Annotated in this window: 30 protein-coding genes, 1 tRNA gene and 1 pseudogene; 17 read left to right on the top strand and 15 right to left on the bottom strand. The window is 69.7% G+C overall.

Annotation, left to right across the window (positions count from 1 at the left end):
* Positions 1 to 13 precede the first annotated feature (13 nt).
* Complete coding sequence (locus tag PGN25_00160) at positions 14 to 397, top strand: SUF system Fe-S cluster assembly protein (protein MEH3116068.1); 384 nt, start codon at positions 14 to 16, stop codon at positions 395 to 397.
* 50 nt (positions 398 to 447) lie between these two features.
* On the opposite strand, the gene PGN25_00155 is transcribed toward PGN25_00160, so the two are convergent.
* Positions 448 to 1,053: a Uma2 family endonuclease gene (locus PGN25_00155; protein ID MEH3116067.1), complete on the bottom strand. Its 606-nt coding sequence runs from the start codon at positions 1,051 to 1,053 to the stop codon at positions 448 to 450.
* Positions 1,054 to 1,209: 156 nt separating this feature from the next.
* Between PGN25_00155 and PGN25_00150 the strand changes: the two genes are divergently transcribed.
* Positions 1,210 to 1,590: an iron-sulfur cluster assembly accessory protein gene (locus PGN25_00150; GenBank protein MEH3116066.1), complete on the top strand. Its 381-nt coding sequence runs from the start codon at positions 1,210 to 1,212 to the stop codon at positions 1,588 to 1,590.
* Positions 1,591 to 1,837: 247 nt separating this feature from the next.
* Here PGN25_00150 and PGN25_00145 read toward each other — a convergent pair whose 3' ends face one another.
* The 3 genes and pseudogenes from PGN25_00145 to PGN25_00135 form a co-directional block, all read right to left on the bottom strand.
* Positions 1,838 to 2,911 (bottom strand): diguanylate cyclase, encoded by a 1,074-nt coding sequence (locus tag PGN25_00145; GenBank protein ID MEH3116065.1) that lies wholly within the window; start codon positions 2,909 to 2,911, stop codon positions 1,838 to 1,840.
* Between the two features lie 160 nt (positions 2,912 to 3,071).
* A pseudogene (locus PGN25_00140) lies at positions 3,072 to 4,566 on the bottom strand (DEAD/DEAH box helicase).
* Positions 4,567 to 4,826: 260 nt separating this feature from the next.
* Positions 4,827 to 5,072: a hypothetical protein gene (locus tag PGN25_00135; protein MEH3116064.1), complete on the bottom strand. Its 246-nt coding sequence runs from the start codon at positions 5,070 to 5,072 to the stop codon at positions 4,827 to 4,829.
* A gap of 391 nt (positions 5,073 to 5,463) precedes the next feature.
* On the opposite strand from PGN25_00135, the gene PGN25_00130 reads away from it, so the two are divergent.
* The 7 genes from PGN25_00130 to PGN25_00100 all read left to right on the top strand — a co-directional run bounded on the left by PGN25_00130 (position 5,464) and on the right by PGN25_00100 (position 9,717).
* Entirely contained in the window at positions 5,464 to 6,330 is an 867-nt protein-coding gene (locus PGN25_00130) for a porin family protein (protein ID MEH3116063.1), read from the top strand.
* 629 nt (positions 6,331 to 6,959) lie between these two features.
* Positions 6,960 to 7,358, top strand: coding sequence for a hypothetical protein (locus tag PGN25_00125; protein ID MEH3116062.1), 399 nt, complete (start codon positions 6,960 to 6,962; stop codon positions 7,356 to 7,358).
* A gap of 126 nt (positions 7,359 to 7,484) precedes the next feature.
* Positions 7,485 to 7,757 carry a hypothetical protein gene (locus PGN25_00120; GenBank protein ID MEH3116061.1) on the top strand — a complete coding sequence of 91 codons (273 nt, stop codon included), beginning with the start codon at positions 7,485 to 7,487 and terminating at the stop codon, positions 7,755 to 7,757.
* Between the two features lie 62 nt (positions 7,758 to 7,819).
* Entirely contained in the window at positions 7,820 to 8,209 is a 390-nt protein-coding gene (locus PGN25_00115; GenBank protein MEH3116060.1) for a DUF2934 domain-containing protein, read from the top strand.
* Between the two features lie 184 nt (positions 8,210 to 8,393).
* Positions 8,394 to 8,687 carry a hypothetical protein gene (locus PGN25_00110; GenBank protein MEH3116059.1) on the top strand — a complete coding sequence of 98 codons (294 nt, stop codon included), beginning with the start codon at positions 8,394 to 8,396 and terminating at the stop codon, positions 8,685 to 8,687.
* 15 nt (positions 8,688 to 8,702) lie between these two features.
* On the top strand, positions 8,703 to 9,374 hold the full coding sequence (locus PGN25_00105; protein MEH3116058.1) for an HAD family hydrolase: 672 nt from the start codon (positions 8,703 to 8,705) through the stop codon (positions 9,372 to 9,374).
* A gap of 145 nt (positions 9,375 to 9,519) precedes the next feature.
* Positions 9,520 to 9,717, top strand: coding sequence for a hypothetical protein (locus tag PGN25_00100; protein MEH3116057.1), 198 nt, complete (start codon positions 9,520 to 9,522; stop codon positions 9,715 to 9,717).
* 187 nt (positions 9,718 to 9,904) lie between these two features.
* On the opposite strand, the gene PGN25_00095 is transcribed toward PGN25_00100, so the two are convergent.
* On the bottom strand, positions 9,905 to 10,588 hold the full coding sequence (locus PGN25_00095; GenBank protein ID MEH3116056.1) for an ABC transporter ATP-binding protein: 684 nt from the start codon (positions 10,586 to 10,588) through the stop codon (positions 9,905 to 9,907).
* Between the two features lie 210 nt (positions 10,589 to 10,798).
* Between PGN25_00095 and PGN25_00090 the strand changes: the two genes are divergently transcribed.
* From PGN25_00090 to rplA, 7 genes are all read left to right on the top strand, one after another.
* Positions 10,799 to 11,440: an arylesterase gene (locus tag PGN25_00090; GenBank protein ID MEH3116055.1), complete on the top strand. Its 642-nt coding sequence runs from the start codon at positions 10,799 to 10,801 to the stop codon at positions 11,438 to 11,440.
* A 2-nt stretch (positions 11,441 to 11,442) separates the two neighbouring features.
* Positions 11,443 to 12,030, top strand: coding sequence for an RNA 2',3'-cyclic phosphodiesterase (gene thpR, locus PGN25_00085; GenBank protein MEH3116054.1), 588 nt, complete (start codon positions 11,443 to 11,445; stop codon positions 12,028 to 12,030).
* A gap of 273 nt (positions 12,031 to 12,303) precedes the next feature.
* Positions 12,304 to 12,380 (top strand) — tRNA-Trp (locus tag PGN25_00080).
* 173 nt (positions 12,381 to 12,553) lie between these two features.
* Complete coding sequence (gene secE / locus PGN25_00075; protein MEH3116053.1) at positions 12,554 to 12,856, top strand: preprotein translocase subunit SecE; 303 nt, start codon at positions 12,554 to 12,556, stop codon at positions 12,854 to 12,856.
* 46 nt (positions 12,857 to 12,902) lie between these two features.
* The gene (gene nusG / locus PGN25_00070; GenBank protein ID MEH3116052.1) at positions 12,903 to 13,436 is read left to right on the top strand and encodes a transcription termination/antitermination protein NusG; all 534 of its coding nucleotides are present in this window, start codon (positions 12,903 to 12,905) and stop codon (positions 13,434 to 13,436) included.
* Positions 13,437 to 13,713: 277 nt separating this feature from the next.
* On the top strand, positions 13,714 to 14,163 hold the full coding sequence (gene rplK, locus PGN25_00065) for a 50S ribosomal protein L11 (GenBank protein ID MEH3116051.1): 450 nt from the start codon (positions 13,714 to 13,716) through the stop codon (positions 14,161 to 14,163).
* An 11-nt stretch (positions 14,164 to 14,174) separates the two neighbouring features.
* Positions 14,175 to 14,873 carry a 50S ribosomal protein L1 gene (rplA, locus tag PGN25_00060; protein ID MEH3116050.1) on the top strand — a complete coding sequence of 233 codons (699 nt, stop codon included), beginning with the start codon at positions 14,175 to 14,177 and terminating at the stop codon, positions 14,871 to 14,873.
* A gap of 302 nt (positions 14,874 to 15,175) precedes the next feature.
* Here rplA and PGN25_00055 read toward each other — a convergent pair whose 3' ends face one another.
* The 10 genes from PGN25_00055 to PGN25_00010 all read right to left on the bottom strand — a co-directional run bounded on the left by PGN25_00055 (position 15,176) and on the right by PGN25_00010 (position 25,285).
* A complete protein-coding gene (locus tag PGN25_00055) occupies positions 15,176 to 16,414 on the bottom strand; it encodes a cytochrome P450 (GenBank protein ID MEH3116049.1) in 1,239 nt (412 codons plus the stop codon).
* A 76-nt stretch (positions 16,415 to 16,490) separates the two neighbouring features.
* The gene (locus PGN25_00050) at positions 16,491 to 17,753 is read right to left on the bottom strand and encodes an FAD-dependent oxidoreductase (protein MEH3116048.1); all 1,263 of its coding nucleotides are present in this window, start codon (positions 17,751 to 17,753) and stop codon (positions 16,491 to 16,493) included.
* The gene (locus PGN25_00045; GenBank protein MEH3116047.1) at positions 17,750 to 17,968 is read right to left on the bottom strand and encodes a ferredoxin; all 219 of its coding nucleotides are present in this window, start codon (positions 17,966 to 17,968) and stop codon (positions 17,750 to 17,752) included. Before PGN25_00045 ends, PGN25_00050 begins: the two co-directional genes overlap by 4 nt.
* A 160-nt stretch (positions 17,969 to 18,128) precedes the next feature.
* On the bottom strand, positions 18,129 to 19,214 hold the full coding sequence (locus PGN25_00040) for an acyltransferase (protein ID MEH3116046.1): 1,086 nt from the start codon (positions 19,212 to 19,214) through the stop codon (positions 18,129 to 18,131).
* On the bottom strand, positions 19,211 to 20,089 hold the full coding sequence (locus PGN25_00035) for a glycosyltransferase family 2 protein (protein ID MEH3116045.1): 879 nt from the start codon (positions 20,087 to 20,089) through the stop codon (positions 19,211 to 19,213). The genes PGN25_00040 and PGN25_00035 overlap by 4 nt, the downstream gene beginning before the upstream one ends.
* Positions 20,089 to 20,949 (bottom strand): Fic family protein, encoded by an 861-nt coding sequence (locus tag PGN25_00030; protein MEH3116044.1) that lies wholly within the window; start codon positions 20,947 to 20,949, stop codon positions 20,089 to 20,091. The genes PGN25_00035 and PGN25_00030 overlap by 1 nt, the downstream gene beginning before the upstream one ends.
* On the bottom strand, positions 20,939 to 21,133 hold the full coding sequence (locus PGN25_00025; GenBank protein MEH3116043.1) for a hypothetical protein: 195 nt from the start codon (positions 21,131 to 21,133) through the stop codon (positions 20,939 to 20,941). The genes PGN25_00030 and PGN25_00025 overlap by 11 nt, the downstream gene beginning before the upstream one ends.
* Positions 21,134 to 21,364: 231 nt before the next feature.
* Entirely contained in the window at positions 21,365 to 23,179 is a 1,815-nt protein-coding gene (gene aspS / locus PGN25_00020) for an aspartate--tRNA ligase (protein ID MEH3116042.1), read from the bottom strand.
* A 95-nt stretch (positions 23,180 to 23,274) separates the two neighbouring features.
* Complete coding sequence (bioB, locus tag PGN25_00015; GenBank protein ID MEH3116041.1) at positions 23,275 to 24,300, bottom strand: biotin synthase BioB; 1,026 nt, start codon at positions 24,298 to 24,300, stop codon at positions 23,275 to 23,277.
* A gap of 100 nt (positions 24,301 to 24,400) precedes the next feature.
* Positions 24,401 to 25,285, bottom strand: a complete 885-nt coding sequence (locus PGN25_00010) for a fumarylacetoacetate hydrolase family protein (GenBank protein MEH3116040.1) — start codon at positions 25,283 to 25,285, stop codon at positions 24,401 to 24,403.
* Between the two features lie 312 nt (positions 25,286 to 25,597).
* Here PGN25_00010 and PGN25_00005 point away from each other — a divergent pair.
* A partial coding sequence (locus PGN25_00005; GenBank protein MEH3116039.1) for an outer membrane protein transport protein occupies positions 25,598 to 26,359 on the top strand: 762 nt, incomplete at its 3' end.

Raw genomic sequence — 26,359 nt, 5'->3', positions numbered from 1 at the left:
AAGGAGTGATCCGATGAGCACCGACGCCACCATCACCGGCGGCACCAACACCCCCGCCCTCGCGGCCGCTTCCGCGATCCCCGCGGAAGAGATCGACCGCCTGACGGACGAGATCGTCGTCGCGCTGAAATCCGTCTACGATCCCGAGATCCCCGCCGACATCTACGAACTCGGCCTGATCTACCGGGTGCAGATCGAGGACGACCGGCGCGTGCTGATCGACATGACGCTGACCGCCCCGGGCTGTCCCGTGGCCGGCGAGATGCCGGGCTGGGTCGAGAACGCGGTCTCGGCGGTGCCGGGCGTTCAGTCCTGCCAAGTGACGATGGTGTTCGACCCGCCGTGGGACCAGAGCCGGATGTCCGACGAGGCCCGCGTCGCGCTGGACATGTGGTGAGGGACGATCCAATCGACCGACCTTGCGTCCCCCCGCAAGGTCGGCAGGATTCAGCCCTCCGGCGAGGGGGCGGCCGGGTCCCAGCGCGGTCCGAACGTCAATCCGTCGTAGATGTCCGACAGCGTCAGCCGCGCACCGATCTCGGGCAGATCGACGATCGTCTCGAGACCGTCGAACGTCTCGATCGCCCAGCCCTCGTCGTTGCGGCGATAGAGAAGAACCTGCGGCAGGATTGTCTCGACGAGGAGGATGCAGCGCAGAGTGGGATGGCGCTTGTACTCCTCCAGCTTGCGCGTTCGGTCGACGGCACTCGTCGAGGGGGAGGCGACCTCGACGACCAGCCGCGGTTCGCGGGCCTCGTCGGTGTCACGGACGAGTTCGGCGCACTCGACCATCACGTCGGGGCGTCGCAGATCGCGAATGCCGGTTCGGATCGCGATGTCTGCCGTCGTCGGCCGGCAGCCCGAGCCACGCAATTGTGCATGCAGCGAAGCGATGATGTTGACGGTGGCTCGGTCGTGCTGCGGGCTGCTGCCCGTCATCATCCGATGGCGCAGGATCGGAACGCCGTCGACGAGTTCGTAGCGCTCGTCCTGGTGGAGCTGCCACGCGAAAAACGCGTCCGGCGTCATCAGACGCTGCGCAGGATCGGCCATCGCACCCTCCGTCACCGATTCAGCATAGCACGGCTGCAATCACTCGGCGCATCGGGTCTCGCAGTGGACCCCCGCCCCGGGAGTGCTTATCTCTTCGAGACCCGAAAAAGACTCACCCGCCCGGGCCTTGAACCCGGCCGCAGGAGAGAGACGACGATGTCAGGTTTCAAGGTGATCACGCTGACCGACCGGGCGGCGGATCGGATCAAGGCGATCATGGCCGATGCGGAGAGGCCGATCGCCGGCTTGCGCGTCGGCGTGAAGAACGGCGGCTGCGCCGGCATGTCCTACACGATGGAATATGCCGAGGCGCGGAAAGCCGGCGAGGACGTGATCGAGGACCGGGGCGTGACCGTGTTCATCGATCCGAAGGCGGTGCTGTTCCTGCTCGGCACCGAGATGGATTTCCGGACGACCAAGCTGTCGTCCCAGTTCGTGTTCAACAACCCGAACCAGACCTCGGCCTGCGGCTGCGGTGAGTCCGTGGCGATCACGCCGGCGAATCCCGACCGCCTGGCGGCCGGCGCCCCGGCCTGATCGGAAGTCCGCCGCCCGTCATTAGGCGAGACCGATACGGCGGGCGAACGATGTCGGGCAGCCCTGAAATGGTCCCTCCCGGCGCCGTCGCGCCCTTAAGATGGCTTTGCCTGACGCCTCGCGGACGGTTCTGGTCTGCCTCTCCGTCGTTGCGAGGCTCGGCGCAAGCAATCCAGTGCGCCGTGATGTCCGAAAAGGTCGCGGGTGCCGGAACGCTTCGCTCCGGCGACGACGGAGCCGGCCCGCCTCACGCCACGTCGCGCAAGCCGGCGACCTCGGTCTCGTCGAGGGTGCGGTTGCGGCCGGCGCGCTTGGCGGCGAACAGGCAGGCATCCGCCCGCTCCAGCAGCGAGACGGCGTTGTCGTCCTCGCGCTGGGTCGCGACCCCGAGCGAGACGGTGACCTTGCCGAGCGACTCGCCCGTCGAGCGCTTCACCAGTTCGCGGCCTGTCACGCCGGTGCGCACCCGCTCGGCGATGACGCGGGCTTCCGTTCCGACCGTCTCCGGCAGGACGATGCCGAACTCCTCGCCGCCGAAGCGGGCGAGGGTGGCGTTCTCGTGGCCCACATGCTCGCGCATCACGATCGCGACGAGGCGCAGCACCTGATCGCCGGTCAGGTGGCCGTAGAGGTCGTTGAAGCGCTTGAAGAAATCGATGTCGAGGACGATCAGGCTGGTCGGCCGGCCGCCGCGCCCGGGGGCCGACGGCACGCCGACGGTCCGGCGCAGGGCCTCCTCGAAGCTCTTGCGGTTGCCCAATCCCGTCAGCGCGTCGGTCAGGCTCTCCAGGCGCGCCGCCTCCAGCGTCTCGCGCAGCGTCTCGATCTCGCTGCGGCTCTCGCGCATCCGCGCTTCGAGGGTGCGGTTGTTGGCGGTCACGTCGCGGGTGTTGGCGATGATCGTGGTGACGATCTCGCGCAGCCTCGTCCGGCTGGTCGCCGTGTTGGCGATGTCGTGGGTCAGGGCCTGGAGCGACTCGCCGTACTGTGCGGTGGAGCGGATCGAAACCTCGATCATCTCCATGATGCCCTCGACCTCGGCGATCAGGCTGGAATTCATCCGGTCCACCTCGACCGCGAGGCGGCGCCGGTCGATGTAGGTGTCGTGCAGTTGCTCGATGTCGGCGCTCGTCAGCGTGCCGTGCTGCGTGGTGAGCCGCTTGATCGCGTCGTTCATCAGCGGCTGCGTGCCGGCCACGTAGAGATACCACACGGCGTAGGCGCGCGGGGTGGCGCAGGTGCAGTAGTCGCGCATCAACTCGAAGCTGCGTTGCGCGAGGACGAGGCTGCGTTCACGGTCGGGATCGGGGCCGTGGCTCATCCGGTGACGTGGACTCCTCCGGACGGGGCGCGGCGCCCTCGAAATCTGATCCGGCGCCCGGAGTGTCGCTCCAGAACCTCGCCAGGACGTTAAGAAGATGCCGGAAAGCGCCGTCCGCCGATCCCCGTCGCAACCCGCGGCTGAATCCGCGAACCTGCCGCTACTTGCTCTTCCCGAACCCGGTCGGTTTCAGCAGGAAGGCCGGTACGTGCGAGCCGAGGCCGACCGGCGTGTCGTCGTCCTCGTCCCGGCGGGAGGGGCGCCGCTCGCCGCGCGGGCGCTCGGAGACGCCGCGGGCGGCCTCGCGCACGGGCGGGACCGGCTCCGGCTCGCGGACCGGATCGCGCCGCGCATCCTCGCCGCGGCCGCGCTCGGCGGCCGGGCGGCGCCCGCCGCGGGAGCGGCCCTCGCCCGCCCTCTCACCGCCCCGGTCGCTCTCGTGGTCGCCGCCCTTCTCGGGCCCTTTGGCCCGGCGGCTGCCGCGGCGGCGGCGCGGCTCGTCGCCCTCCGCGTCCTCGGGCAGGGTCGCGAGGCCGCCGTCGAGCCATTCGATCGGCCGGCCGATCAGGCTCTCGATCGCCGAGAGCGAGCGCTCGTCGGCGCGGCTCGCCAGGGTGAAGGCGTGACCGGCGCGGCCGGCGCGGCCGGTGCGGCCGATCCGGTGGACGTAGTCTTCGGGGTGGTGCGGCACGTCGAAGTTGAAGACGTGGCTCACCGCCGGGATGTCGAGGCCGCGGGCGGCGACGTCGGAGGCCACCAGCAGCGGCGTCTCGCCGGTGCGGAAGCCGTCGAGGGCGGCCATGCGGGCGCGCTGGTCCATGTCGCCGTGCAGCGCCGCCGCGTTGAAGCCGTGGCTGGTCAGCGAGCGCTGGAGCTGGGCCACGTCGCGCTTGCGGTTGCAGAAGATGATGCCGTTCTTCAACGCATCCGCCGAGCGGATGAGGTGGGCGCAGGATCCTGCGCTTCTCGTGGCCCTCCGCGCCCGTGGCCACGAGGCGCTGCTCGATGGTCGTGGCGGTGGAGGAGGGGCGGGCGACCTCGACCCGCTGCGGGTTCGAGAGGAACATGTCCGCCAGCCGCTCGATCTCCGGCGGCATGGTCGCGGAGAAGAACAGCGTCTGGCGCGTGAACGGCACCATCTTCACGATGCGCTCGATGTCGGGGATGAAGCCCATGTCGAGCATCCGGTCGGCCTCGTCGATGACGAGGAGCTCGACGCCGGTCAGCAGCAGCTTGCCGCGCTCGAAATGGTCGAGCAGGCGCCCCGGCGTGGCGATCAGCACGTCGGTGCCGCGGGTGAGCTTGGCGTCCTGGTCGGCGAAGGAGACGCCGCCGATGATCAGCGCCACGTTGAGCTTGTGGTTGGTGCCGTAGCGCTCGAAATTCTCCTCGACCTGCGCGGCGAGTTCGCGGGTCGGTTCGAGGATCAGGGTGCGCGGCATGCGGGCCCGGGCGCGGCCCGACTCCAGCATGGTCAGCATCGGCAGGGTGAAGGCGGCGGTCTTGCCGGTTCCGGTCTGGGCGATGCCGAGCACGTCGCGCCGGGCGAGCACGTGCGGGATCGCCTGGGCCTGGATCGGCGTCGGCTCGGTGTAGCCGGCCGCGGACACGGCCTGGAGAACCTTGTCGCTCAGTCCAAGATCGGCGAAAGACATCGGGTCGGAAAAACCATTGTGCGCGTGGGATGGGCCGATCGGGGGCTCAGAACTCGCGCCGGCGGCTGATCGCGAGAGCCGTGCGCGGTACGCCGTCACGCGTCCGAACGCGCGCGACACTTAGACCCCTGTGCCTGCTTGTCAATCGACTGCGGCGGCCTGAGGCCTTCGCGGGCATCGGGAAGGCACGGCTGCACCCGTGGACATCCTGCGCGCGTCCGCAACGCTGTTATTCGCCCGGCGGGGACCGGTGCCGTCAGTTACCGCACGCCCGCGCGCAGGGGCGCTCCCAGCGCGCATGGGTCGAGCCGCGTCGCCTGCGCCCGGGGGCCGATCGAGCCGGTCACCTCCGGGTCGCCGGGCAGGCGGGCCGAGCGCCGGTGCGGGTCGGTCGGCTTGGCGGCGTGGTGGGCGAGCGCCGTGGCGGCGAGGCCGAGGACCAGTGTCACCTTGATCGACCAGGCGAGGGGACCGCGCGGTCTGGAGGAGCCGGAATCGAGGGACATGGGCGCGCATCCGTCCGCCCGGCCGCTCCCGGAAGCGGAGTGCCGGCAGGGGCCAGCATCGCCCGGACAGGGTTAATGCGGACTTGCCCGAGGACCTGCCCCAAGGACTCGCCCCAAGGACCTGCCCAGGCGCCGCAGGGTTCCGTTAACCGTATCGGCGTTAGGTTTCGTCCGAACGTTTGACTGTTGCCGGTTTTCGACAGGGCGAGCCGCCGATGTGCGCAACGGCACATCGGGCCGGGGCGGACGCTCACGGCCGGGTAAGCTTCACCTTTCGTTGACGGGTTCGGGTGCATTCATCGCTTCATCGCAGGAGGGCGACGGATACCGGGGAGATCCCCCGGACCACTTCACACAAGCACCGGCTCCCGCCAAACCAGGACACGACACGATGAAAAGCCTGCTTCTCGCTTCGAGCGCGCTCGTTGCCGCCACGGTCGCCGCCTCGGCCGCCGACCTGCCCCGTCGCGCGGCGCCCCCGCCGGTGTTCCAGCCGGTGCCGGTCTTCACCTGGACGGGCTTCTATGCCGGTTTCAACGCCGGTTACGGCTTCGGCACCCAGGACGACCGTGCCCCGACCGTGCTCGGCGTCGGCCCGGCCTCGCTCCTCGTCCCCGCCGGCACCACGGCCGTGGTGGCCTTCAACAACCGCGAGGCCAACGAGGGCTTCGTCGGCGGCGGCCAGATCGGCTACAACTACCAGTTCACCCCGGGCTCGGGCTTCGTGATCGGTGTCGAGGCCGACGCCCAGTACGCCGATTTCGGCCGTAGCCGGAACCGCTTCCTGACGACCAGCCCGCTGGCCGCCCAGCAGGTGTTCAACCCGGCCGGTCTCTCGGGCCTCGACTTCTTCGGCACCGTCCGCGGCCGCCTCGGCTACGCCTTCGACCGCACCCTCGTGTACGGCACCGGCGGCTTCGCCTACGGCTCCGGCGGCGGCCGCGACTTCGGCACCGGCGTGTCGAGCGACGACTTCCAGACCGGCTGGGCCGCGGGCGGCGGTATCGAGTACGCTCTCCCGACCGACTCGTTCCTGAACTTCTTCAAGTCCTCGGCCGTGACCCTGAAGGTCGAAGGTCTCTACGTGAACCTCGACCGCGGCACCGGCGGCCGTGGCGCCTTCGCGGTGGACAACCAGGGCCGCACGGTCACCGTGACCAGCCCGGGCGTCGTGCTCGTCAGCGGCGGCCAGCAGGTGCGCGACACCGAGTTCGCCGTCGTCCGCGCCGGCCTGAACTACAAGTTCGGCTCGTACTGAGACCGAACAGCCGGCAGTCCCTCATCGGACGGCCGGTCGTCCTCGGAAAAGCCCGGCCGCGCGCCGGGCTTTTTCGCGTCGGGCGCCTCGCCTCGGGCGACGGCCGCGGTTAAGGTCTCGCTTACCATCCTGGCCGATCCTGCCGGCACGGGGCCCGCGCGCCGGCGCCCGCAACCGCCACGGCGAGACCCGGCATCCGCATGACACCCGGCACGACAGTCCGCACCGCACGGCGGATGGCCCCGGTCGATCGGGGCGGGCGCAGGCGGACGCTTCTCTGCGCCGCCCTGTTCGCGAGCCTCTGCGGGCCTGTCCCCGCTGTCCGGGCCGAGCAAACCGCTCTACCTGCGAATCCGCTCGAACCCGGAGGCCCCGCTCGACGGGGCCGCCGCGCAAGGGCCGACATCCGGGCCGGCATCCGGGCCCGCCGCCGATGCGCCCCCGCGCGAAGAATCCGTGTGGGAGCGCAGCGACCGGCGCGCCCGGATCGCGATCGCCTCGGTCTGCGCCGGATGTCTCGCCCCGCGTTCCACGTTGCGCGCGTTCATGCCCTCGTCCGTGGCGGAAGCCCCGGGCTCCGACACGCCTCCGCCCGTCCCCTCACCCTTCGCACCGACAGCAGGTGATCCATGACCCAGGCCCATCCGACCACCGGCGCGACCGTCGATCCGGAATGCCCGGTCTCCCTCGAACAACTCGGCGCGGTCTACCGTGCCGACGAGTACGACCTGCCCTATATCCTGGAGACGATCCCGGCGCTGACGCGGGCCAAGCTCGCGGCCTATCTCTACGGCAAGAGCCACATGCACCAGCTCGGCCTGAAGGTGGCCCGCGCCTGCGAGCGCGACGACCTGATCCGGGCGGTGGGCGAGATCGGCGCGGTGATCTACGGCCAGTCGCGGCTCAAACCCGCCCAGGCCGCCCCCGAGGTCGAGGTTCCCGCCGGCCGGGGCGCCCAGGCGGCCCCGCCGAAGAAGGTCAAGATCAGCCTCGGCGGCTCCGCCGCCAAGGGCCGCAGTTTCGATTGAGTTCGGGCCGCTCCCGTTCGCCGGGCGAACGGGAGCGGCCTCGATCCTCGTATTGTGATGCGTATCGTTCCCGAAGGCGGCCGTCGCGCTCGGAAACGATGTCTCGGGACGGCTTGGGAAGATTCGATGTTCGCATCGTGGTGGAAGCTCGGCCTCGACACGACCATGCTCGCCTTCGAGGCGCAGTCGGTGATCGCCCTGCGGATGGCCAAGCTCGCGACCGGCGGCAGCGCCGCCCATCTGGAGGCGCAGCGCATGGTCAGCGAGAAGGTGTTCGCCGCCGGCGAGGCGGCGATGCAGTTCGCCACCGGCGCCTCGCACGGCACGGTGGTGGCCGGCTACCGTCGCAAGGTCCGGGCGAACCAGCGCCGTCTCTCCCGCGGTGCGAAACGCGGTTAACCGTACCTTAACCATCGGCTTCCATCGTTCGGGCTCGGGTCGGACGATTTCAGGAGAGCTTCATGGTGCTGTGCGAGACGAGCGTGCGCGAGCGCGCCTACTACATCTGGGAGGGCGAGGGCCGGGTGTTCGGCCGGGCCGAGGCCCACTGGCTGCAGGCCGAGGCCGAGCTGCGCCGGACCGGCGTGACGGTCGAGGCCAGGGCGGACGCCGCGCCGGCCGAGGCCGCCAAGCCGCGGGCCGACCGTGCCAAGACCACCGTGGAAGCCAAGGCCGCGGCGAAAACGGTTGCCGTGAAGGCGCCGGCCGAGGTGCTGGCGGGCGTCGCCAAGGCTGCCAAGGTTGCCAAGTCGGCGAAGGCTCCTGCCAAGGTCTCCGCGAAATCCGCGGAGAAGCCGGCCGCGCGCCGCGCCAAGGCCCGCGCCGGGGCCGAGGCCGCCGTCCTGCACTGAAAACCTTCAGGCCGATGCGGTTCGAGAGCCCGCCGCCCCTCGGGGCCGGCGGGCTTTTCGCTTTTCGGGGAGGCTTTTCGCGCACACGAACGGCCGCGGGGAACGCGGGGCAGGCCCGGCCGTTGCCCATCGCACGCCCCGCGACGCGCGGCGGCGATCTCACGGACCGGGGACGGACTTCGCGATGCAGGCGCTGATCGGACGGAGTGTTGCGGTCGCGCTGCTCGGCGCGGCGACCCTGGCGATTCTGCCCGCCGCGGCCGGGCCCGGGCGTGGCGACGCGGCGTTCGACGCCGCGCCCGCGGTCCCGGCGGTCGGCGGCCGGGCGCCCTGGAATGCGCCCTGGGAATACGATTCCGGCAGCGGCAACGACCGGCGGCCCGAACTGCCCTACTACCAGCAGGGCCGCGGCCAGCAGACCGGCGGTCCGGCCCGCAACCTCCTGCCGGACGACGGCCTTCGGATCTTTCCGCGCTGAGCGCCGGCTTTTCGGATGAGCGCCCGCATCAGGGCCGTCGTGTTCGACATCGACGGCACCCTCCTCGACAGCGTCGACCTGCACGCCCGTGCCTGGGCCGAGGCCTTCGCGCATTTCGGGATTCGTGTGCAGGAGGCGGACGTTCGCCGCCAGATCGGCAAGGGCGGCGACCAGCTTCTGCCCGTCTTCGTGGACGCGGCGCGGCTCGCCCGGGAGGGCGAAGCGATCGAATCCTACCGCTCCGACCTGTTCAAGCGGGCCTATCTGGCGCAGGCTGAGCCGTTTTCCGGCGTGCAGGCGCTGTTGAGCCATGTGCGCGATGCAGGCCAGATTGTCGCGCTGGCCTCCTCGGGCAAGGCCGACGAAGTGGAGAAGTACCAAAGGATCCTCGGCATCGCCGGTCTCGTCGACGTGGTGACCACCTCCGACGCCGCCGACCGTTCGAAGCCGCATCCCGACATCTTCGAGGCGGTGCTGGAGAAGCTCTCCGGCATTCCCAGGGAGGCGGCGATGGTGGTCGGCGATACGCCCTATGACGCGCAAGCCGCTGCACGCGCTGGGCTTTCCACCATCGGCGTCCTGTGCGGCGGCTTCCCCGAGGCCGAGCTGTCGGCGGCCGGCTGCGTCGCGATCTACCGCGATCCGCAGGATCTGCTCGACGGCTACGGCCGCTCGCCGCTCGCATGAGGGGAGCGGGCGTCGAAAACCCGTGGGCTGTCGATCCGCCGCTTGAGGGAGCCGCTAACCGCGAGCCGGCAAACCTATGGCGTCGCGATTTGGAACCGTTTAAGAGCGCGCCCCGCGGGGGCGAGCCCGCTTCCGGATGCGATCCATGCAGAGCACGGCCGAGACGGTGATGACGACCTCGAAATCCCTCCAGCAGCAGGTTGCCGAAGCGATCGAGGACCGGGCCCTGCCGATCAGCCGGCTCCTGCGCCTGATGTGGGCGCTCGATGCCGACCGCAGCGCCGCCAACCAGAACCTGCGGGCCCGGCTCCGCGCCCGAATCGGCGCACCGCCGAGCGCCTGAGCTTTTCCGCGCCCTCGGCACGCGTCGAGACGCCGTGCGAGGAAGGTCGGCTGAACCACTCAACGGCTTTCTTGGGCTTTCTCGCCTTTCGGAGGTTGCCGCGCTCCGAGAGGTTTTCCGCTTAAGAGCCTCGTCCCGAAAGGTGGCTGCCGGCTTGTCTGAAAAGACGACGCTCCAGGCGCTGCCGTCAGGCCTCGGCGGGCGCCTCGATCCGGCCGGCGCGCAGGCGCACGGTGCGGTCGCACAGCCGGGCGAGGCCGGGATCGTGCGTGACCAGCACCAGGGTCGCGCCGCGGTCGCGCTTCAGGCCGAACAGCAGCTCCACGATCTGCCGCCCGGTCGCCTCGTCGAGGTTGCCGGTCGGCTCGTCGGCGACCAGGATCGCCGGATCGGGCGCGAGCGCGCGGGCGATCGCCACCCGCTGCTGCTCGCCGCCGGAGAGCTGGGCCGGGTAGTGCCGCAGCCGGTGGCCGAGCCCCACCGCTTCCAGTTCCGCCGCCGCCCGCCCGTGCGGATCGGCCGCGCCGGCGAGTTCAAGGGGCAGCGCCACGTTCTCCAGGGCGGTCATGGTCGGCACGAGGTGGAAGGCCTGGAACACGATGCCGATGTTGCGGCCGCGGAAGCGCGCGAGCCCGTCCTCGTCGAGGCCGCCGAGATCGGTGCCGGCGATGGTGACGCGGCCGGTATCGGGCCGCTCCAGCCCGGCCATCACGGTGAGCAGGGTCGACTTGCCCGAACCCGAGGGGCCGACGAGCCCCACCGCCTCGCCCCGCTCGACATCGAGCGAGATGCCGCGCAGGACATGCACCCGCGCCGGGCCACGGCCGAGGCTCAGCTCGATCTGCGACAGGGAGACGGCCTTGTTCGACATCAGGCACCGACCGATCTTGGCAAGGGGCTTGAGAGCCACACGGACAGGTTCGAGCGAAAGGACACGGCTTTGCACCAGGACACGGCCTTGCACCACGCGCACGAGGCGGAAGCCGAATCCGGTGACGGGCTTGTGTCACGCTCGCGCCCCCGGCGCGAGACGCCCCGCCCCGATGTGGGGCCGCCCCGCCCCCGGCGCAGGGCCGTGCTGATGCTCCTCTTCGCCGCAGCCACGCTCGCGGGCGCCGCCGGCCTCCTTCCCGGCGCCGGGCGGGCCGCCGACGCGCCGCTCAAGCTCGTCGCCTTCGGCGACAGCCTCACCGCGGGCTACCGCCTGCCGGCCGAGGCCGCCTTCCCCGCGGTGCTGGAGCGGGCCTTGAAGGCCAAGGGGCACCGGGTCGAGATCGCCAATGCCGGCGTGTCGGGCGACACCAGCACCGGCGGGCTCGACCGGCTCGACTGGTCGGTGCCCGAGGGCACCCAAGGGGTGATCCTCGAACTCGGCGCCAACGACATGCTGCGCGGCATCGATCCGACGGTGACCCGCAAGGCGCTCGACACGATCATCGTGCGGCTGAAGGAGCGCGGCATCCCGGTGCTGCTCGCCGGCATGCTGGCCGCGCCCAATCTCGGCACCGAGTACCGCGCCCGCTTCGACGCGATCTATCCCGATCTCGCCAAGGCGCACGGCCTCGTCCTCTACCCGTTCTTCCTCGACGGCGTGGCGGGCCGGCGCGCCGACACCATGGATGACGGGCTGCACCCCACGGCCAAGGGCGTCGAGCGGATCGTCGAGGGCATCCTGCCCACCGCCGAGACCTTCGTGGACCGCCTGGAGCGGAAGGGTCCGTAGCGATGCCGCGCCTGTTCACCGGTCTCGAGATCCCGGCGGCGATCGCCGAACGGCTGTCGTTCTTCCGCGGCGGCCTGCCCGGCGCCCGCTGGATCGAGCCGGGCGACTACCACGTCACCCTGCTCTTCCTCGGCGAGATCGACGACGTGGTCGCCGCCGATGTCGATGCCGGCCTGCGGGAGGCGCGGGCGCGCCCGGCCTTCGCCGTCACGCTCGACGGGCTCGCGAGCTTCGGCGGCGACCGGCCGCGGGCGCTCTACGCCTCGGTCGTGCCCACGCCGGAGCTGGCCGGCCTGCAGGAGGAGCACGAGCGCATCGCCCGCCGTGCCGGCGCCGCGCCGGAGCGGCGCAAGTTCACGCCCCACGTCACGCTCGCCCGCCTCAACCGCGAGGCCACGCCGGAGGCGGTGGCGCGGGTGCTGACGCAGGCCGGCGTGTTTCCCCGCCTGGCCTTCACGGCGCACCGCGCCGCCCTGTTCTCGGCCCGAACCTCCCGCGGCGGCGGTCCCTACCTCGTGGAGGCGGCCTATCCGTTCGCGGATGGCGAATGCGAGCCGGACGAGGGAGAAGACGGCCGGCGCCCCGTGTGATGCCGCCAGGGCATCGCTCGAAGCCGCTCGAGCGGCTTCGCGGCGCCAAGGGACACGGGCAAGAGCGCCGCGCGGAGCGGGTTTGTCAGGACATTCGTCCTGAGAAACATCGAGCGGAGCGAAAGCCTGAGCCCGCGGAGGCGGGCGCCGGCGACTGAGGCTGGCAAGAAAACCAGGGCCATCGCTTCAAGCGATGGCCCTGGTGACGCCGCGTTCCGCCCTTGCTTTGAGCGCCCGCTTGCGGCATGAGGCGAACCGCGCCGCGCGCGCCGTAGGAGTGTAGCTCAACTGGTCAGAGCACCGGTCTCCAAAACCGGGGGTTGGGGGTTCGAGTCCCTCCACTCCTGCCACGGCGCACGCGAACCGCCCGCGAGCGGCAGCCCTTCCGAACCCATCGACAAGCCGGATCACTTGCGCTAGAGCGGGCGCATTCCGAGATCCTCAGAGGCCGTCGGTGCGGGACGTTTCCGTCCCCGCACCGCGATCGGCGGTTCCCGGAACCCTGTCCGGTTTCAGTTGCGCCATGGCATCGAACGAAGCGACCAAGAAAGCCGACGCGGCGCGCGGACCCCATCGCGGCGCGGCGCCCGCAGCGCCCCAGCGCGCGACCCCGCCGGCCCGTCCCGCGCCGAAGCGCGTGGGCCCGGCGGAGTTCCTGGGCGAGGTGCGCGACGAGGCCCGCAAGGTCACGTGGCCGACCCGCAAGGAGACCACGATCACCACCGTGATGGTGTTCATCATGGTGGTGGTGGCGAGCCTGTTCTTCGTCGCCGTCGATCAGGTGCTGCGCTTCGCCGTCAGCCTGATCCTCGGGATCGGCGCCTGAATCATCGCGGGCGTTCTTCGAGAACGCCGAGGAGTTGAGAAGACCCGTGTCGAAGCGCTGGTACATCGTCCACGCCTACTCGAACTTCGAGAACAAGGTCGCCCAGTCCATCAAGGACCAGGCGGCCCAGCGCGGGCTGACCGAGCTGTTCGACGAGGTCATGGTGCCGACCGAGAAGGTCACCGAGGTCCGGCGAGGCCGCAAGGTCGATGCCGAGCGGAAATTCTTCCCCGGTTACGTGCTGGTGAAGTGCGACCTGACGGACGAGGTCTACCACCTCATCAAGAACACCCCGAAGGTGACCGGCTTCCTCGGCGCCGACAAGGCCAAGCCGGTGCCGATCCCGGATGTGGAGGCCGAGCGCATCAAGGGGCAGGTGCAGGAGGGCGTGGACCGCCCCAAGCACACGGTCTCCTTCGAGATCGGCGAGACGGTGCGCGTCTCAGACGGCCCCTTCGCCTCCTTCAACGGCACCGTCGAGGAGATCGACGAGGCCCGCTCGCGCCTCAAGGTGGCGGTGTCGATCTTCGGCCGCGCCACCCCGGTCGAGCTGGAATACGGGCAGGTCGAGAAGGCCTGATCGTAAGGGGCGAATGGCGAATGGCGAATGGCGAACGGAAGGTGTCAGGCCTTCCGGCGCCGAGCCATCCGCCGATCGTCCTCCGGCAATGTCGTTGGCGACCGGCGAGCTGGGGCACGGCCCCATTCGCCATTCGCCATTCGCCATTCGCCATCGACCGCGGGAGATCCGCCCGGCTTCGCCTCCGGGATCGCGTTCGGATCGCACCGCGACCTGCAACCGCCCGTCCGTCCGTGCCGAGGCAGCGCGGGGACGCGCAAATCTTGGGAGCAGTCCCATGGCGAAGAAGATCACGGGCTACGTGAAGCTTCAGGTCCCGGCCGGCGCCGCCAACCCGTCGCCGCCGATCGGCCCCGCGCTCGGTCAGCGCGGCCTCAACATCATGGAATTCTGCAAGGCCTTCAACGCGAAGACCGCGCAGATGGAGAAGGGGACCCCGATCCCGGTGATCATCACCGCGTATCAGGATCGCTCCTTCACCTTCGAGATGAAGCAGCCTCCGGTCACCTTCTTCCTGAAGAAGGCGGCGGGCCTGAAGCTCGGCAAGAAGCCGGCCTCCGGCTCCAAGACCCCGGGCAAGGGCGGGACCGTCGGCAAGATCTCCGAGGCCCAGCTCCGCGAGATCGCCGAGAAGAAGATGCCCGACCTCAACTGCGACAGCGTTGATTCCGCCGTCGCCATGATCCGCGGTTCCGCGCGGGCCATGGGCCTCGAAGTCACGGCCTGAGGGAGGGCGACATGGCACGCGAAGGAAAGCGCATCCGCGCCGCCCGCGAGGGTCTGGAGCCGACCAAGCTCTACGCCATCGACGAGGCGGTCAAGCTGGTGAAGTCGAAGGCTTCGGCCAAGTTCGACGAGACCGTCGAGATCTCGATGAATCTCGGCGTCGACCCGCGCCACGCCGACCAGATGGTCCGCGGCGTCTGCAACCTGCCGAACGGCTCCGGCCGGACGGTCCGTGTGGCGGTCTTCGCCCGCGGCGCCAAGGCGGACGACGCTAGGTCAGCCGGTGCCGACATCGTCGGCGCCGAGGATCTTCTGGAGATCGTCCAGGGCGGCAAGATCGAGTTCGATCGCTGCATCGCGACACCGGACCTGATGCCGCTCGTCGGCCGTCTCGGCAAGGTGCTGGGCCCGCGCGGCCTGATGCCGAACCCGAAGGTCGGCACCGTCACCATGGACGTGAAGGGCGCGGTCGCCGCCGCCAAGGGCGGCGCGGTCGAGTTCCGGGTCGAGAAGGCCGGCATCATCCACGCCGGCGTCGGCAAGGTGTCCTTCGACGAGCGGAAGCTCGTCGAGAACATCAAGGCCTTCGCCGACGCGGTCGCCAAGGCGAAGCCCGCCGGCGCCAAGGGCACCTACATCCAGCGCATCGCCGTCACCTCGACGATGGGCCCGGGCGTGAAGGTCGAACCCTCCACGGTCCTGACCGCGTAGGACGCGTCCGCAGGGACGTCTTTGCGAGAGCGCCCGACCGAGAGGCCGGGCGCTTTTCTTTTTGCCGTTTCCGCTTGATCGCTTCGGGTCTCGCCTCACGCCGTCATCGCGAGCGGCCGCGAAGCGATCCAGGGCGCGACAGGTCCGGAAAGGGCGCGCCCTGGTTTGCCACGGCTTCGCCTCGCAAGGACGCAGGACACGAACGCATCGACCGGATGGCGTCCGACGCATCTTTTCCGGCGCGCCGCGTGCGCATCCCCTCGCCCCGCTTGCGGGGAGAGGGGCCCGGCGCCCGGGTGAAATCATTCGTCCGCCACCCCCTCCAGCGCCAGCGGCAGATGCCGCGGGCCCCGCAGCGACGCACCCGGGCGGTAGGGCGGCGGGTCCTTGACCAGCGACGGCCCCTTCAGCCGCCGCACCAGGGAGACCAAAGCCACCTCCGCCTCGATCCGCGCGAGCGGGGCGCCGACGCAGTAGTGCAGGCCGCCGCCGAAGCCGAGATGGCGGTTGTCGGGCCGGTCCGGGTCGAAGCGGTCGGGATCGGGAAAGCGGAGGGGATCGCGGCTGCCGGCGGCGAGCAGGAGGATCACCGGCGCGTCCTTCGGGATGGTGGTGCCGGCGACCGGGATGTCGGCCAGCGCCAGCCGGGTGCGGTAGTGCACCGGCGGCTCGTAGCGCAGCAATTCCTCGATCAGGCGCGGCGCGGTCTCCGGCTCGGCCCGCAGGCGCTCCAGATGCCCGGGGAAGCGCAGCAGCGTCAGCATGCCGTTGGTGATCAGGTTCACCGTGGTCTCGTGGCCCGCCACCAGCAGCAGCACGGCGGTGGCGATCAGGTCGTAGTCGTTCATCCCGTCCCGGTCGGTCGCGAGATCGGAGAGAATGTCCTCCTGCGGCGCCTTGCGCTTGTCCTTGATCAGGTCCCGGATGTAGTCGGCGATCTCATTGAAGCAGACCTCGTTCCTGGCCTGGGTCTCCGCGTCGTCGCGCTGGTTGGGCTCCAAGGCAGTCGCGAGCTGCGTCGCCCAGCCGTGGAACCGCGGCTCGTCCTCCGGCGGCACGCCGAGCAGCTCGCAGATCACCGTGACGGGCAGTGGGTAGGAGAAGTCGTCGACGAGGTCGATGCGTCCCTTCCCCCGCATCTTGCCGATCAGGTCGTCGGTGATGCGTTGCGTCTTGTCGCGCATGCCGCGCACCCGCTCCGGCGTGAAGCAGCGCATCACCTGCGCCCGCAGGCGGTCGTGGTCGGGCGGATCGCGGAAGATGAAGGGGCGGTGCCGCTTGCGGATCTCGGCCCGCACCGGGCGCACCAGCAGGTCGGTGACCGGATGCCCGGTCCAGCGGAATTTCCGGGGGTCGGGCAGATCGTCCGAGCTGATCCGCGGATCGGAGATCAGCCGCGCCAGCTCGGCATGGGTGCTGACGACGTAGGTGCCGTCCTCCTGCCGCGCGACCGGGGTCTTTCGCATCTCCGCGTAGAGCGGGTAGGGGTTCGCCCGGTTGGCGGGATCGAGGATCCGTTCGAACAGCGTGCTTCCGCTCATGGGATTTTCCGATGGATCGCTGCGCGATGCGGAAAATCCGCTTCGCTCAGGCGCCGCGCGGGCTTTGGAATGTGAATCACGGGTCCTGCACACGGATGCGGGTCTGGTCGAGGGCATCCCCGATCGGCGGGAAGGGGGCGCGCTCGCGGATCGCGGCCTTGTAGGCCGGCAGCCAGCGGGCGCTGTCGATCGAGGCCGCGGCGATGGTGCGGCCGTCACGTCCGAAGGCGGCCACGAGGCGGCGCTCCTCCAGGGAGCCGTGCATCACCGCGAAGGCATCGGCGCCCTCGGTCAGGCCGACGAGCTTGATCGTCAGGCCGAATTGCTGCGACCAGAAATCGGGCAGGTGGTCGTGGCGGCGCATGGCCGAGGCGTCGCCGGCCAGCATGTTGTCCGCAACGGTCTCCGCTTGCGCCCGGGCGTTGCCCCAGTGCTCGACCGCCACCAGCGCGTCGTCGTCGTGCGGGTTCGGCCAGCGCGCCACGTCGCCGGCCGCGAACACGCCCGCGGCCACGCTCCCGTCGCGGAGGAGGGCTCGGCAGAAGGCGTCGCAGCGCAAACCCTTGGCGTCGGCCTCCAGCCCGGAGCCGTCGAGCCACTCGACGTTGCGCAGCGTCCCGATCGCCGCGACGAGGCAGTCGGTCTCGATCCGCTCGCCGTCCTTCAGCGTCACGGCGGCGAGCCGGTCGCCTTCCGCCTCCATCCGCTCGATCTCGGTCTTCAGGCGCAGGTCGACGCCCTTTTCGCGCGCCACCTCGCCGACGAGGCCGCCGAGGCGCGGACCGAGGGCGGCGGCCAACGGTACGGCGTCGCGCACCAGCAGGGTGACGGGGAGACGCAAGTCGCGGCAGGTCGAGGCCATCTCGAAGCCGATGAAGCCGCCGCCGACGAGGACGACGCGGCGCGGCTTCGCCTGAAGTCGTGCGCCGAGCCGCCGTGCGTCGTCGCGACCGCGCAGGGTGAAGACGCCGTCGAGGGCCGCTTCTTCCGATGCGGGCCAGGGCCGCGCCCGGGTGCCGGTGGCGATCAGCAGGCGGTCGTAGGGCAGGCGGCTGCCATCGCCGAGTTCGACCGTACGCGCAGCAGGGTCGAGCCGGGTCGCCGGCCGGCCGAGGCGGAACTCCGCTCGCAGGTCGGGATGGCGGGGCAGGGTGGTGTCGGCGGTGCAGAGCCCGCGCAGCACCTGCTTGGAGAGCGGCGGCCGGTCGTAGGGGAGGTGGGGCTCGTCGCCGACCAGGGTGAGGGAGCCGGCAAAGCCGCGCTCGCGTAAGCGATGGGCGGCGGCCAGGCCCGCCAGCGAGGCGCCGACGACGACGATGCGCTCGGGTCGTGCGGTCACGACGCCTCTCCGGCCTGCTCGGGGGCGTCCGGAAAGGCGGTGATCGCCCGGACCGGGCAGGCCTGGACGGCTCGCTCGATCGCGCCCCGCGCCGCCTCGTCGGGGGAGGGGTCGTAGACCAGGGCCTCGCGCCCGTGCAGCGCAAAGTGCCCCGGCGCCGCGTAGATGCACTGCGCGTAGGCCTGGCAGCGGTTGAGATCCACGACGACCTTCATGGGGAGGCTTTCGCTCTGCCTGTGCCGATGCGGGGAGGCCGCCGGAACCGGCGGGCCGACGCGATAAGCTAGGGCGGCGCCGTCCGCTCGCCACGGCGGCGGCCTGACGCTCCCGATGGAGCGGGAAACGCGGCGAGCCGGCCATCGGATCGATCGCGCGTCAGGGCGCGGCGGGCTCGATGGTGCCCAGCGTGCGCCGCCCGAGCGCCCGCGCCTTCAGGCGCAGGGCCGGCTTCTCGACGGCGTACCAGGAGAGCGCCGCGACGAGGAGGGCGAGCCCGAGCGCGGGGACCAGCAGCACCGGAGCGGAGGCCGCGGGGAACAGCGCGTGCAGGCTCTGCTGGATCGGCCAGCCGTAGAGGTAGACCCCGTAGGAGAGGTCGGCGGGGGGATCGAAGGCGGGGCGGGCCAGGGCCGGGAGGAAGGCGAGCCAGATCGCCGCGCAGCTCTCCGAGAGGAACAGCAGCGTGCGGGAGGGCGCGTGCCCCTGGAGGAGGGCGGCCGCGACGAGGCCGAGCAGCGGCCACGCCCCGAGCCGCACGCGGTCGCGCCACAGGTAGAGGCAGGCGCCGGCCGCGAAGATCAGCGGCAGGCGAAGGGCCGTCTCGGCGCCCTTCGGCATGTCGGGCCGGAAGGTTTCGAGCCCGGCCAGGGTCAGCGCCAGGGCGGCGGTGAGGGACGGCACGGCCCAGCGCCGCCGCAACAATCCGAACAAGCCGACGACCAGCACGCCGACATAGCAGATCGTCTCGTATTTCAGGGTCCAGACCGTGCCGAGCGGGCTGCGGAACGGGTTGGCCTCGAACAGGCCGGGCAGGCTCGCGTGGCTCTTGAAGGACAGGAGCGTGCCGCGCACGAAGCGCCACAGTTCCGGCGCGGCGTAGTACTCGGCGAGCGGCAGTCGGGTCAGGGCCGCGCCGAGGCCGAGACTCACGAGCAGCGTCGCGGCGACGAGACCCGGCACGATGCGCAACGAGCGGGCGATGGCGTAGTCGCGCCAGCCGCGCCGGTCGAAGCTCATGGTGACGAGGAAGCCGGAGACGGCGAAGAAGCCGTTCACCGCGTGCTCGCCGAGCGAGAAGCCGGTGGCGCGGGCCAGCGGCTCGTCGAGCGCCTGGCCGGAGACGACGCTGAAGGCGTGGGAGACCACCACCATCAGGGCCAGCGCCAGCCGCAGGGCCGAGAAGGCGTTGTGCGGGCGCGCCAGCGCCTGTGCGACCGTGGGACCGCAGAGGAGGCCGCTCACGGCTCCAAACCCTCGCGGGCGAGCGCGCTCCGTCCCCGCAGCGCCGCCAGGGCGCCCGCCGCCGAGCCGCCGTAGCGTTCCAGCCCCGCGCGGCGGAAGGCGAGGGCGGAGAGCGCCGCCTTCGGGACGTTGGTGGCGAGCATCCCGGGACTCGGATCGGGCAGGCCGTACTTCTTCGAGACGTAGGCGCGCGACCACGCCTGATGCCAGCGGGTGCGGAACACGCGGCCCGGCTCCGGCGCCGAGGAGCGCCCGCGCCCGTGCAGGGCCACCGCGCCGTGGACATGGACCAGCGTGCGGCCGGCCTCGGCCACCCGGCGGCAGAGGTCGTCGTCCTCGTAGAACAGGAAGATTTTTGGGTCGAAGCCGCCGAGTCCGAGGAAGAACGCGCGCTCGACCATCAGGCAGGCGCCGGACAGGAACGGGGCGCAGGCATCGCCCTCGGGCAGGGCGCGCCTGCCCTTCGGATTCGTGAGGTAGGGCGCGAGCAGCGAGCGCGGCTGGTAGAAGAAGCGCCCGTCCGGCTCGTGGATGCGCGGCGCCAGCAGTCCGGCATCGGGCCATGCCTCGGCCGCGGCGAGAAGCGCGGCGGCGGCGCCCGGTTGCAGCACGAGATCGGGGTTGAGGATGAGGACGTGCCCTGCCCCGTCGGCGGCGCGCACGCCGATGTTGTTGGCCCGCCCGTAGCCCTCGTTGCGGGGGTTGGCGATCACCCGCGCGCCGTGCGCCTCGGCCACCGCCACCGAGCCGTCGCGGCTGGCGTTGTCGACCACGATCGCCGGGACGGTTTCGCGGGCCAGCGCCGCGAGGCAGGCGGGCAGGGCGTCCGCGCTGTCGTGGGCGACAACGATCGCGCACAGCGCTTCGAGGTGCATTACTTGCTTAGCGTGAGAGTTAGAATCGCCCCGAGCGCTGCACCTCCAATCCCCGAAAGCAGACTGAACAATCCATTGAAAAGTACTGGATTTTTCTCGATTATTTTTAAAATGTGCTTCTCGCGTCCAGGTACCGTTAGCAACGATCGCTCGATTGTCGGTATCAATGAGTCTAGCAATTCCGAGTCTATGATGACGCGCCTATCTTCACTCTTTGAAGAGGTAGCCGGCCGTGATTCTGCCGAAAGAATTTGCTTTTCTAAACATTCCTCAATCAAATCTTCGACTTTAGATACGTCAATGCGTCCTCTCAGAAAGGCGCGATCCGCATCTTCAAGGGCGGCATAGTACGGCGATTTGTTGGCCGCGATTTGCTCTGGAATAGTTGTTGTTCCAGGTAACCGAAACCCGCTTTTTGCTGATAGTACGATATAGGAGAGTATGCGGGCAGTTCTTCCATTGCCATCTGCAAAGGGATGTATCCAGTTCATTCTCCAGAGGGCGTAGGCTGCTAAATGTTCGGCGGTCTTCGAATCCCAATTGGCATTTAGATATGCGCAAAAGTCTTCGACGAGCTCAGGCACGAATGCGGCGTTTGGCGGCTGATGCTGGCTGCCTCCAATCCGAACTTCACTGTTACGAAATGTCCCAGCGAATTTATGAATACCGGCGATGGCAAAGCGATTAAGAGTTAATAGATCCGACGGCCTGATGTAGGGACGGCCCACATCAAGCCAGTGGTCAAGTAAAAGCATTCCGACATCAAACTGTCGAAGAGCATTCCGTGCTTCTGCAAATGCTCGCTCTGCCGGATCCTTGATCAGATCCGGCTCATCAGTTTCGCTGTGTCTATCTGACATCGCCTGTCGCACCTTTGTGGCGCTTGAGATCTTCTTCAGCCAATCGGATTGTGTCGCGTGTTACGCGTTCATTTTCGATATGAGCGGATCCATAAGCAAAGCTTCTGCGCTGTGTTTCACGCTCATTTAACGACATTCCAATCGCTTTGGCCCGATCTAGAAGATTGGTAAGTTTTTTGCTCATGTCGATCACTCCACCTTCCAGAGGCTATCACTAGAACGCCCTCCCTGCCGGCATCGGCGATGGGATTCGGAGTTATGAACGAAATTTTGTGCGCGAGGCTCAGTCTCGCTAGAGCATCGTCCCGAAAGGTGGCCTCCGGCTTTCGGAAAAAGACGATGCAAAAACAAGAGCCGAGCGCATCGTCCTGGAGCCGATTTCCAGGACGATGCGCTCGGCACTCTGCTGGGCCCCTCACCCCTTCTTCTCGGGCAGGTTGAGGCGGATGTGCAGCTCGCGCAACTGCTTCGGGGTCGCCTCGGCCGGCGCGCCCATCATCAGGTCCTCGGCGCGCTGGTTCATCGGGAACAGCACGACCTCGCGGATGTTCGGCTCCTCGCACAGCAGCATGACGATGCGGTCGACGCCCGGCGCGATGCCGCCGTGCGGCGGGGCGCCGAGGCGCAGCGCGTTCAGCATGCCGCCGAACTTCTCCTCCAGCACGTCGCGGCCGTAGCCGGCGATCGCGAAGGCCTTCTCCATCACGTCGGGGCGGTGGTTCCGGATCGCGCCCGAGGACAGCTCGATGCCGTTGCAGACGATGTCGTACTGGAACGCCTTGATCCCAAGGATCTTTTCCGAGTCTCCGTCGCCGAGCGCGAGGAACTCGTCGCGGTCGAAGTTCGGCATCGAGAACGGGTTGTGGGAGAAGTCGATTTTCTTGTCTTCTTCGTTCCACTCGTACATCGGGAAATCGACGACCCAGCAGAAAGCGAACTGGTCCGTGTCGGAGAGCTTCAGTTCGTCGCCGATGCGGATGCGCGCCTTGCCCGCGAGCGCCGCCGCCTTCGCCTCGGTGCCGGCGGCGAAGAACACCGCGTCGCCCGCCTTCGCCCCGGCCTTCTCGGCGATCCGTGCCTGGATCTCAGGCGGAATGAACTTGGCGATCGGCCCCTTGCCGGAGAGATGCACGCCCTCCTCCTCGAACACGATGTAGCCCAGGCCCGGCGCGCCTTCCGAGCGGGCCCAGTCGTTGAGCTTGTCGAAGAACGAGCGCGGCTGGCCCGCCGCCCCGGTGGCGGGGATGGCGCGCACCACGCCGCCCGACTTGATCACGCCCTTGAACGCCTTGAACGCCACCGCGTCGTCGGCGAATTCGTCGGTGACGTCGGCGATGAGGAGCGGGTTCCTCAGGTCCGGCTTGTCGACGCCGTATTTCAGCATCGCATCGGCGTAGGTGATGCGCGGAAACTTGTCCGTCACGCGCTTGCCCGCGGAAAATTCCTCGAACACGCCGCGCAGCACCGGCTCGACCGCCTGGAACACGTCCTCCTGCGTGACGAAGCTCATCTCGATGTCGAGCTGATAGAACTCGCCCGGCGAGCGGTCGGCCCGCGCGTCCTCGTCGCGGAAGCAGGGCGCGATCTGGAAGTAGCGGTCGAAGCCCGCGATCATCGTGAGCTGCTTGAACTGCTGCGGCGCCTGCGGCAGCGCGTAGAACTTTCCGGGGTGCACGCGGGACGGCACGAGGTAGTCGCGGGCGCCCTCGGGGCTCGAAGCGGTCAGGATCGGCGTCTGGAATTCGAAGAAACCGCCCTCGCGCATGCGGCGGCGCAAGCTGTCGATGATCGCGCCGCGCTTCATCATGTTGGCGTGCAGCTTCTCCCGGCGCAGATCGAGGAAGCGGTACTTGAGCCGGGTCTCCTCCGGGTATTCCTGATCGCCGAAGACGGGCAGCGGCAGTTCGCCCGCGGGGCCCAGCACTTCGAGGTCGTCGATATAGACCTCGACCGCGCCGGTCGGCAGTTCCGGGTTCTCGGTGCCGGCGGGCCGGGTGCGCACGCGGCCGTCGATGCGGATCACCCATTCGGAGCGCGCCGTCTCGGCGGCCTTGAAGGCCTTCGAGTCGGAATCGATCACGCACTGCGTCAGGCCGTAATGGTCGCGCAGGTCGATGAAGAGCACGCCGCCATGGTCGCGGACGCGGTGGCACCAGCCGGACAGGCGGACGCTCGCGCCGACGTCGGACGGGCGAAGCGCCCCGCAGGTATGGGTACGGTAACGGTGCATGACGGGCTCTTGAGAAGGAGCCGGCACCATTCACGGGAGGCGGGTGAAGTCAAGGCGACGGGGCCGCTCGGCGGACCCGCCTCGGGCCGTGCCGCCTACTCCGCGGCGGCGAGCGTCACCTCGGGCACCGGCACGCCGATGTCGCGCAGCAGTTCGGCGTCGGCGTCGGCCTCGTTGTTGGCGGTGGTGAGCAGGCGTTCGCCGTAGAAGATCGAGTTGGCGCCGGCGAGGAAGCAGAGGATCTGCGCCTCGCGGGTCAGGCTCTTGCGGCCGGCGCTGAGGCGGACGCGAGCCTTCGGCATGACGATGCGGGCGGTGGCGCACATCCGCACGAGGTCGAGGGGATCGATCGGCGGCCGGTCCGCCAGCGGCGTGCCCTCGACGGCGACGAGCGCGTTGATCGGCACGCTCTCGGGATGCGGCGCGTGGTTGGCGAGCACGAGCAGCATCTCGGCCCGGTCGCGCACCCGCTCGCCCATCCCGACGATGCCGCCGCAGCAGACGCCGATGCCCGCCTGCCGGACATGCTCCAGGGTCCGGAGCCGGTCGTCGTAGGTGCGGGTCGAGATGATGTCGCCGTAGAATTCGGGGCCGGTGTCGAGGTTGTGGTTGTAGGAGGTCAGCCCCGCTTCCGCGAGGCGCTGGGCCTGGCTCCGGGTCAGCATGCCGAGGGTGACGCAGGCCTCCATGCCGAGGCCGCGCACGCCGCGCACCATCTCCAGCACCGCGTCGAAGTCCGGCCCGTCCTTCGGCTTGCGCCACGCCGCGCCCATGCAGAAGCGGTGCGCCCCGTTGGCCTTGGCGGCGGCGGCCTCCTCGAGCACGGCCTCGACCGGCATCAGCCGCTCGCGGGGCAGGTTGGCTCCCTTGTGGTGGGCCGATTGCGGGCAATAGGCGCAATCCTCCGGGCAGCCGCCGGTCTTGATCGACAGCAGAGCCGCCCGCTGGATGTCGGCGGGGTCGTTGTGCGCCCGATGCACGAGGCCCGCCCGATGCACGAGATCGAGCAGCGGCATGTCGTGGATCGCCTGGATCTCGGCCAGCGTCCAGTCGTGACGGATGGCGGCGGGGGCCGGGCCAGAGGCCGGCGAAGAGGCGAGGGAGACCACGGCGTCGCTCATGCGCATCCTTGAGGGCGAAGGCGGGGGAAAATCAAGCCTCGCCGTTCCGCGCCTGACTGTTCGAAGCGGCCCGCCGCGCCCTTCATCGACCGGTGGGCCGTCAGTTCGTCGGCTCGCCCGCGGCGACCTTCGCGGTCCAGTCGTCGAAGGCCACGACCCTTTGGCGCTGCTCGCCGAGACGATCGATGCGCAGGACCATCTCGTCGTCGCTCCTGAGGAAGCGCGGCGGCTTCATGCCGAGCCCCACGCCCGGCGGGGTGCCGGTGGTGATGACGTCGCCGGGCTCCAGCATCATGAAGTGCGAGACGTAGGCCACGATCTGGGCGACGTCGAAGATCATCGTCGCGGTCGAGCCGGTCTGCATCCGCTCGCCGTTGAGGTCGAGGCTCATCGAGAGGTTCTTCAGGTCGGGGATCTCGTCCAGCGTCACGAGCCAGGGACCGAGCGGGCCGAAGGTCGGGCAGCCCTTGCCCTTGGTCCAGGTGCCGCCGCGCTCCATCTGGAATTCGCGCTCGGACAGGTCGTTGCAGATGCACAGGCCCGCCACGTAGCGCAGGGCCTCGTTGGCGTGGACGTAGGAGGCGCGGGCGCCGATCACCACGGCGAGCTCCACCTCCCAGTCGGTCTTGGCGGAGGCCTTGGGCAGGATCACCGTGTCGTTGGCGCCGACGATGCAGGAGGGCGCCTTGTTGAAGACGATCGGCTCGGGCGGAATCGCGGCGCCGGTCTCGGCGGCGTGGTCGGCGTAGTTCAGGCCGATCGCCACGAAGTTGCGGGTGCCGCCGACGCAGGGGCCGAGGCGGGTGTCGGGCGGCAGCAGCGGCAGGCTCTGCGGATCGATTCGCGCGAGCCGGTCGAGCGATTCCCGCGCGAGGCCCGCTCCCGCGATGTCGCGCAGGGTCCCCGAGAGGTCGCGCAAGCCGCCCTTCGCGTCCACGAGGCCCGGCTTCTCGTCACCGCTCGCACCGTGCCGGATCAACTTCATCGTCGGCGTCTCCGTCCTGCCCGAGGCCTGCCTTGGGGCGCCCGACCATGGCCGTCGCCGGTCCGGGGTGCAAGCGGGGCCTCGGTTCAGCCTCTGCCTCCCGAGAGCGCCCGGGACAGCCGTGGTTCCGTGACATAAACTCCTCAATTGATCTATAATTCAGCTTTCGGCTTTTTCCCTCTGGACCGGGAGCGCGCAATCCTCTTCGATCGTCGGTGCAACTTGGGTCTGCAAGAAGACGCTTCGGAGAGACAAGATGACTGGGGGACGATCCGCGCGCTCGGGCTCGCGGGAGCCGTTGCGGCCGCTTCGATGGCGGGCGTGACGGGAGCGCAGGCCGGTGCCTTCGGCCTGCGTGAGCAGAGTGCACAGGGTTCGGGCGTCGCCTTCGCGGGCGCGGCCTCGGGCGGGGCGGGCGTCTCGTCGATCTTCTGGAACCCGGCGACCGTGACGATGCGGCCGGGATTTGCCAGCGAGCAGAGCCTGACCTTCATCAACCTCTCGGGTGAGATCACGCCGACGGTGGGCACCGCGCCGGGGCTGCTGCCCTTCGGCTCCTCCGGCGAGATCGGCCAGGGCGCCGTGGTGCCCTCGGGCGCCACCTCCTACCAGCTCACCGACCGGCTCTGGGTCGGCCTCCAGACCGGCGCGCCCTACGGCCTCGTCACCAAGCCGCGCAACGACTGGGCGGGCTCGGTCTACGCCCGCTCCTCGCGGATCTTCTCGCTCGCCTTCAACCCGGTGGTCGGCTTCAAGGTCAACGACTGGCTGTCCGTCGCCGCCGGCCCGAACATCGAGTATTTCCGCCTGACCCTGCGCCAGGCGGTGCCCGTGCCCGGCCTGTCCCCGGCCCTCTATCCGTCGGGCTTCCTCAAGGGCGATTCCTGGGGCGTCGGCTTCACCGCGGGCGTGACGGTCACCCCCGCCGCCGGCACGGTGATCGGCGTCGGCTACCGCTCCTCGGTCCATCACGACCTCGAAGGCTCGATCGGTTTCCCCGACCCGCGGCAGGCCCTGGCGCTCGGCGTCGTGCGGGCCAACCTCAACACGCCGGAGAAGGTCAGCGTCGGCCTG

This window comes from Methylorubrum populi (assembly GCA_036946625.1).
Lineage (GTDB): Bacteria > Pseudomonadota > Alphaproteobacteria > Rhizobiales > Beijerinckiaceae > Methylobacterium > Methylobacterium populi_C.
Note: the sequence above shows the minus strand (reverse complement) of the source record. Positions and strands in the feature narration are given on the sequence as shown.

What these genes read in the sequence shown, in the direction of transcription:
- PGN25_00030 (MEH3116044.1), bottom strand. Translation starts at nt 20,949, where the DNA reads ATGTCAGATAGACACAGCGAAACTGATGAGCCGGATCTGATCAAGGAT.
- PGN25_00100 (MEH3116057.1), top strand. Translation starts at nt 9,520, where the DNA reads ATGCAGAGCACGGCCGAGACGGTGATGACGACCTCGAAATCCCTCCAG.
- PGN25_00120 (MEH3116061.1), top strand. Translation starts at nt 7,485, where the DNA reads ATGTTCGCATCGTGGTGGAAGCTCGGCCTCGACACGACCATGCTCGCC.
- PGN25_00105 (MEH3116058.1), top strand. Translation starts at nt 8,703, where the DNA reads ATGAGCGCCCGCATCAGGGCCGTCGTGTTCGACATCGACGGCACCCTC.
- PGN25_00095 (MEH3116056.1), bottom strand. Translation starts at nt 10,588, where the DNA reads ATGTCGAACAAGGCCGTCTCCCTGTCGCAGATCGAGCTGAGCCTCGGC.
- PGN25_00110 (MEH3116059.1), top strand. Translation starts at nt 8,394, where the DNA reads ATGCAGGCGCTGATCGGACGGAGTGTTGCGGTCGCGCTGCTCGGCGCG.
- PGN25_00135 (MEH3116064.1), bottom strand. Translation starts at nt 5,072, where the DNA reads ATGTCCCTCGATTCCGGCTCCTCCAGACCGCGCGGTCCCCTCGCCTGG.
- PGN25_00145 (MEH3116065.1), bottom strand. Translation starts at nt 2,911, where the DNA reads ATGAGCCACGGCCCCGATCCCGACCGTGAACGCAGCCTCGTCCTCGCG.
- aspS (MEH3116042.1), bottom strand. Translation starts at nt 23,179, where the DNA reads ATGCACCGTTACCGTACCCATACCTGCGGGGCGCTTCGCCCGTCCGAC.
- PGN25_00010 (MEH3116040.1), bottom strand. Translation starts at nt 25,285, where the DNA reads ATGAAGTTGATCCGGCACGGTGCGAGCGGTGACGAGAAGCCGGGCCTC.
- bioB (MEH3116041.1), bottom strand. Translation starts at nt 24,300, where the DNA reads ATGAGCGACGCCGTGGTCTCCCTCGCCTCTTCGCCGGCCTCTGGCCCG.
- PGN25_00125 (MEH3116062.1), top strand. Translation starts at nt 6,960, where the DNA reads ATGACCCAGGCCCATCCGACCACCGGCGCGACCGTCGATCCGGAATGC.
- rplK (MEH3116051.1), top strand. Translation starts at nt 13,714, where the DNA reads ATGGCGAAGAAGATCACGGGCTACGTGAAGCTTCAGGTCCCGGCCGGC.
- secE (MEH3116053.1), top strand. Translation starts at nt 12,554, where the DNA reads ATGGCATCGAACGAAGCGACCAAGAAAGCCGACGCGGCGCGCGGACCC.
- PGN25_00035 (MEH3116045.1), bottom strand. Translation starts at nt 20,089, where the DNA reads ATGCACCTCGAAGCGCTGTGCGCGATCGTTGTCGCCCACGACAGCGCG.
- PGN25_00025 (MEH3116043.1), bottom strand. Translation starts at nt 21,133, where the DNA reads ATGAGCAAAAAACTTACCAATCTTCTAGATCGGGCCAAAGCGATTGGA.
- PGN25_00150 (MEH3116066.1), top strand. Translation starts at nt 1,210, where the DNA reads ATGTCAGGTTTCAAGGTGATCACGCTGACCGACCGGGCGGCGGATCGG.
- PGN25_00045 (MEH3116047.1), bottom strand. Translation starts at nt 17,968, where the DNA reads ATGAAGGTCGTCGTGGATCTCAACCGCTGCCAGGCCTACGCGCAGTGC.
- thpR (MEH3116054.1), top strand. Translation starts at nt 11,443, where the DNA reads ATGCCGCGCCTGTTCACCGGTCTCGAGATCCCGGCGGCGATCGCCGAA.
- PGN25_00055 (MEH3116049.1), bottom strand. Translation starts at nt 16,414, where the DNA reads ATGAGCGGAAGCACGCTGTTCGAACGGATCCTCGATCCCGCCAACCGG.
- PGN25_00090 (MEH3116055.1), top strand. Translation starts at nt 10,799, where the DNA reads ATGCTCCTCTTCGCCGCAGCCACGCTCGCGGGCGCCGCCGGCCTCCTT.
- rplA (MEH3116050.1), top strand. Translation starts at nt 14,175, where the DNA reads ATGGCACGCGAAGGAAAGCGCATCCGCGCCGCCCGCGAGGGTCTGGAG.
- PGN25_00160 (MEH3116068.1), top strand. Translation starts at nt 14, where the DNA reads ATGAGCACCGACGCCACCATCACCGGCGGCACCAACACCCCCGCCCTC.
- PGN25_00115 (MEH3116060.1), top strand. Translation starts at nt 7,820, where the DNA reads ATGGTGCTGTGCGAGACGAGCGTGCGCGAGCGCGCCTACTACATCTGG.
- PGN25_00130 (MEH3116063.1), top strand. Translation starts at nt 5,464, where the DNA reads ATGAAAAGCCTGCTTCTCGCTTCGAGCGCGCTCGTTGCCGCCACGGTC.
- PGN25_00155 (MEH3116067.1), bottom strand. Translation starts at nt 1,053, where the DNA reads ATGGCCGATCCTGCGCAGCGTCTGATGACGCCGGACGCGTTTTTCGCG.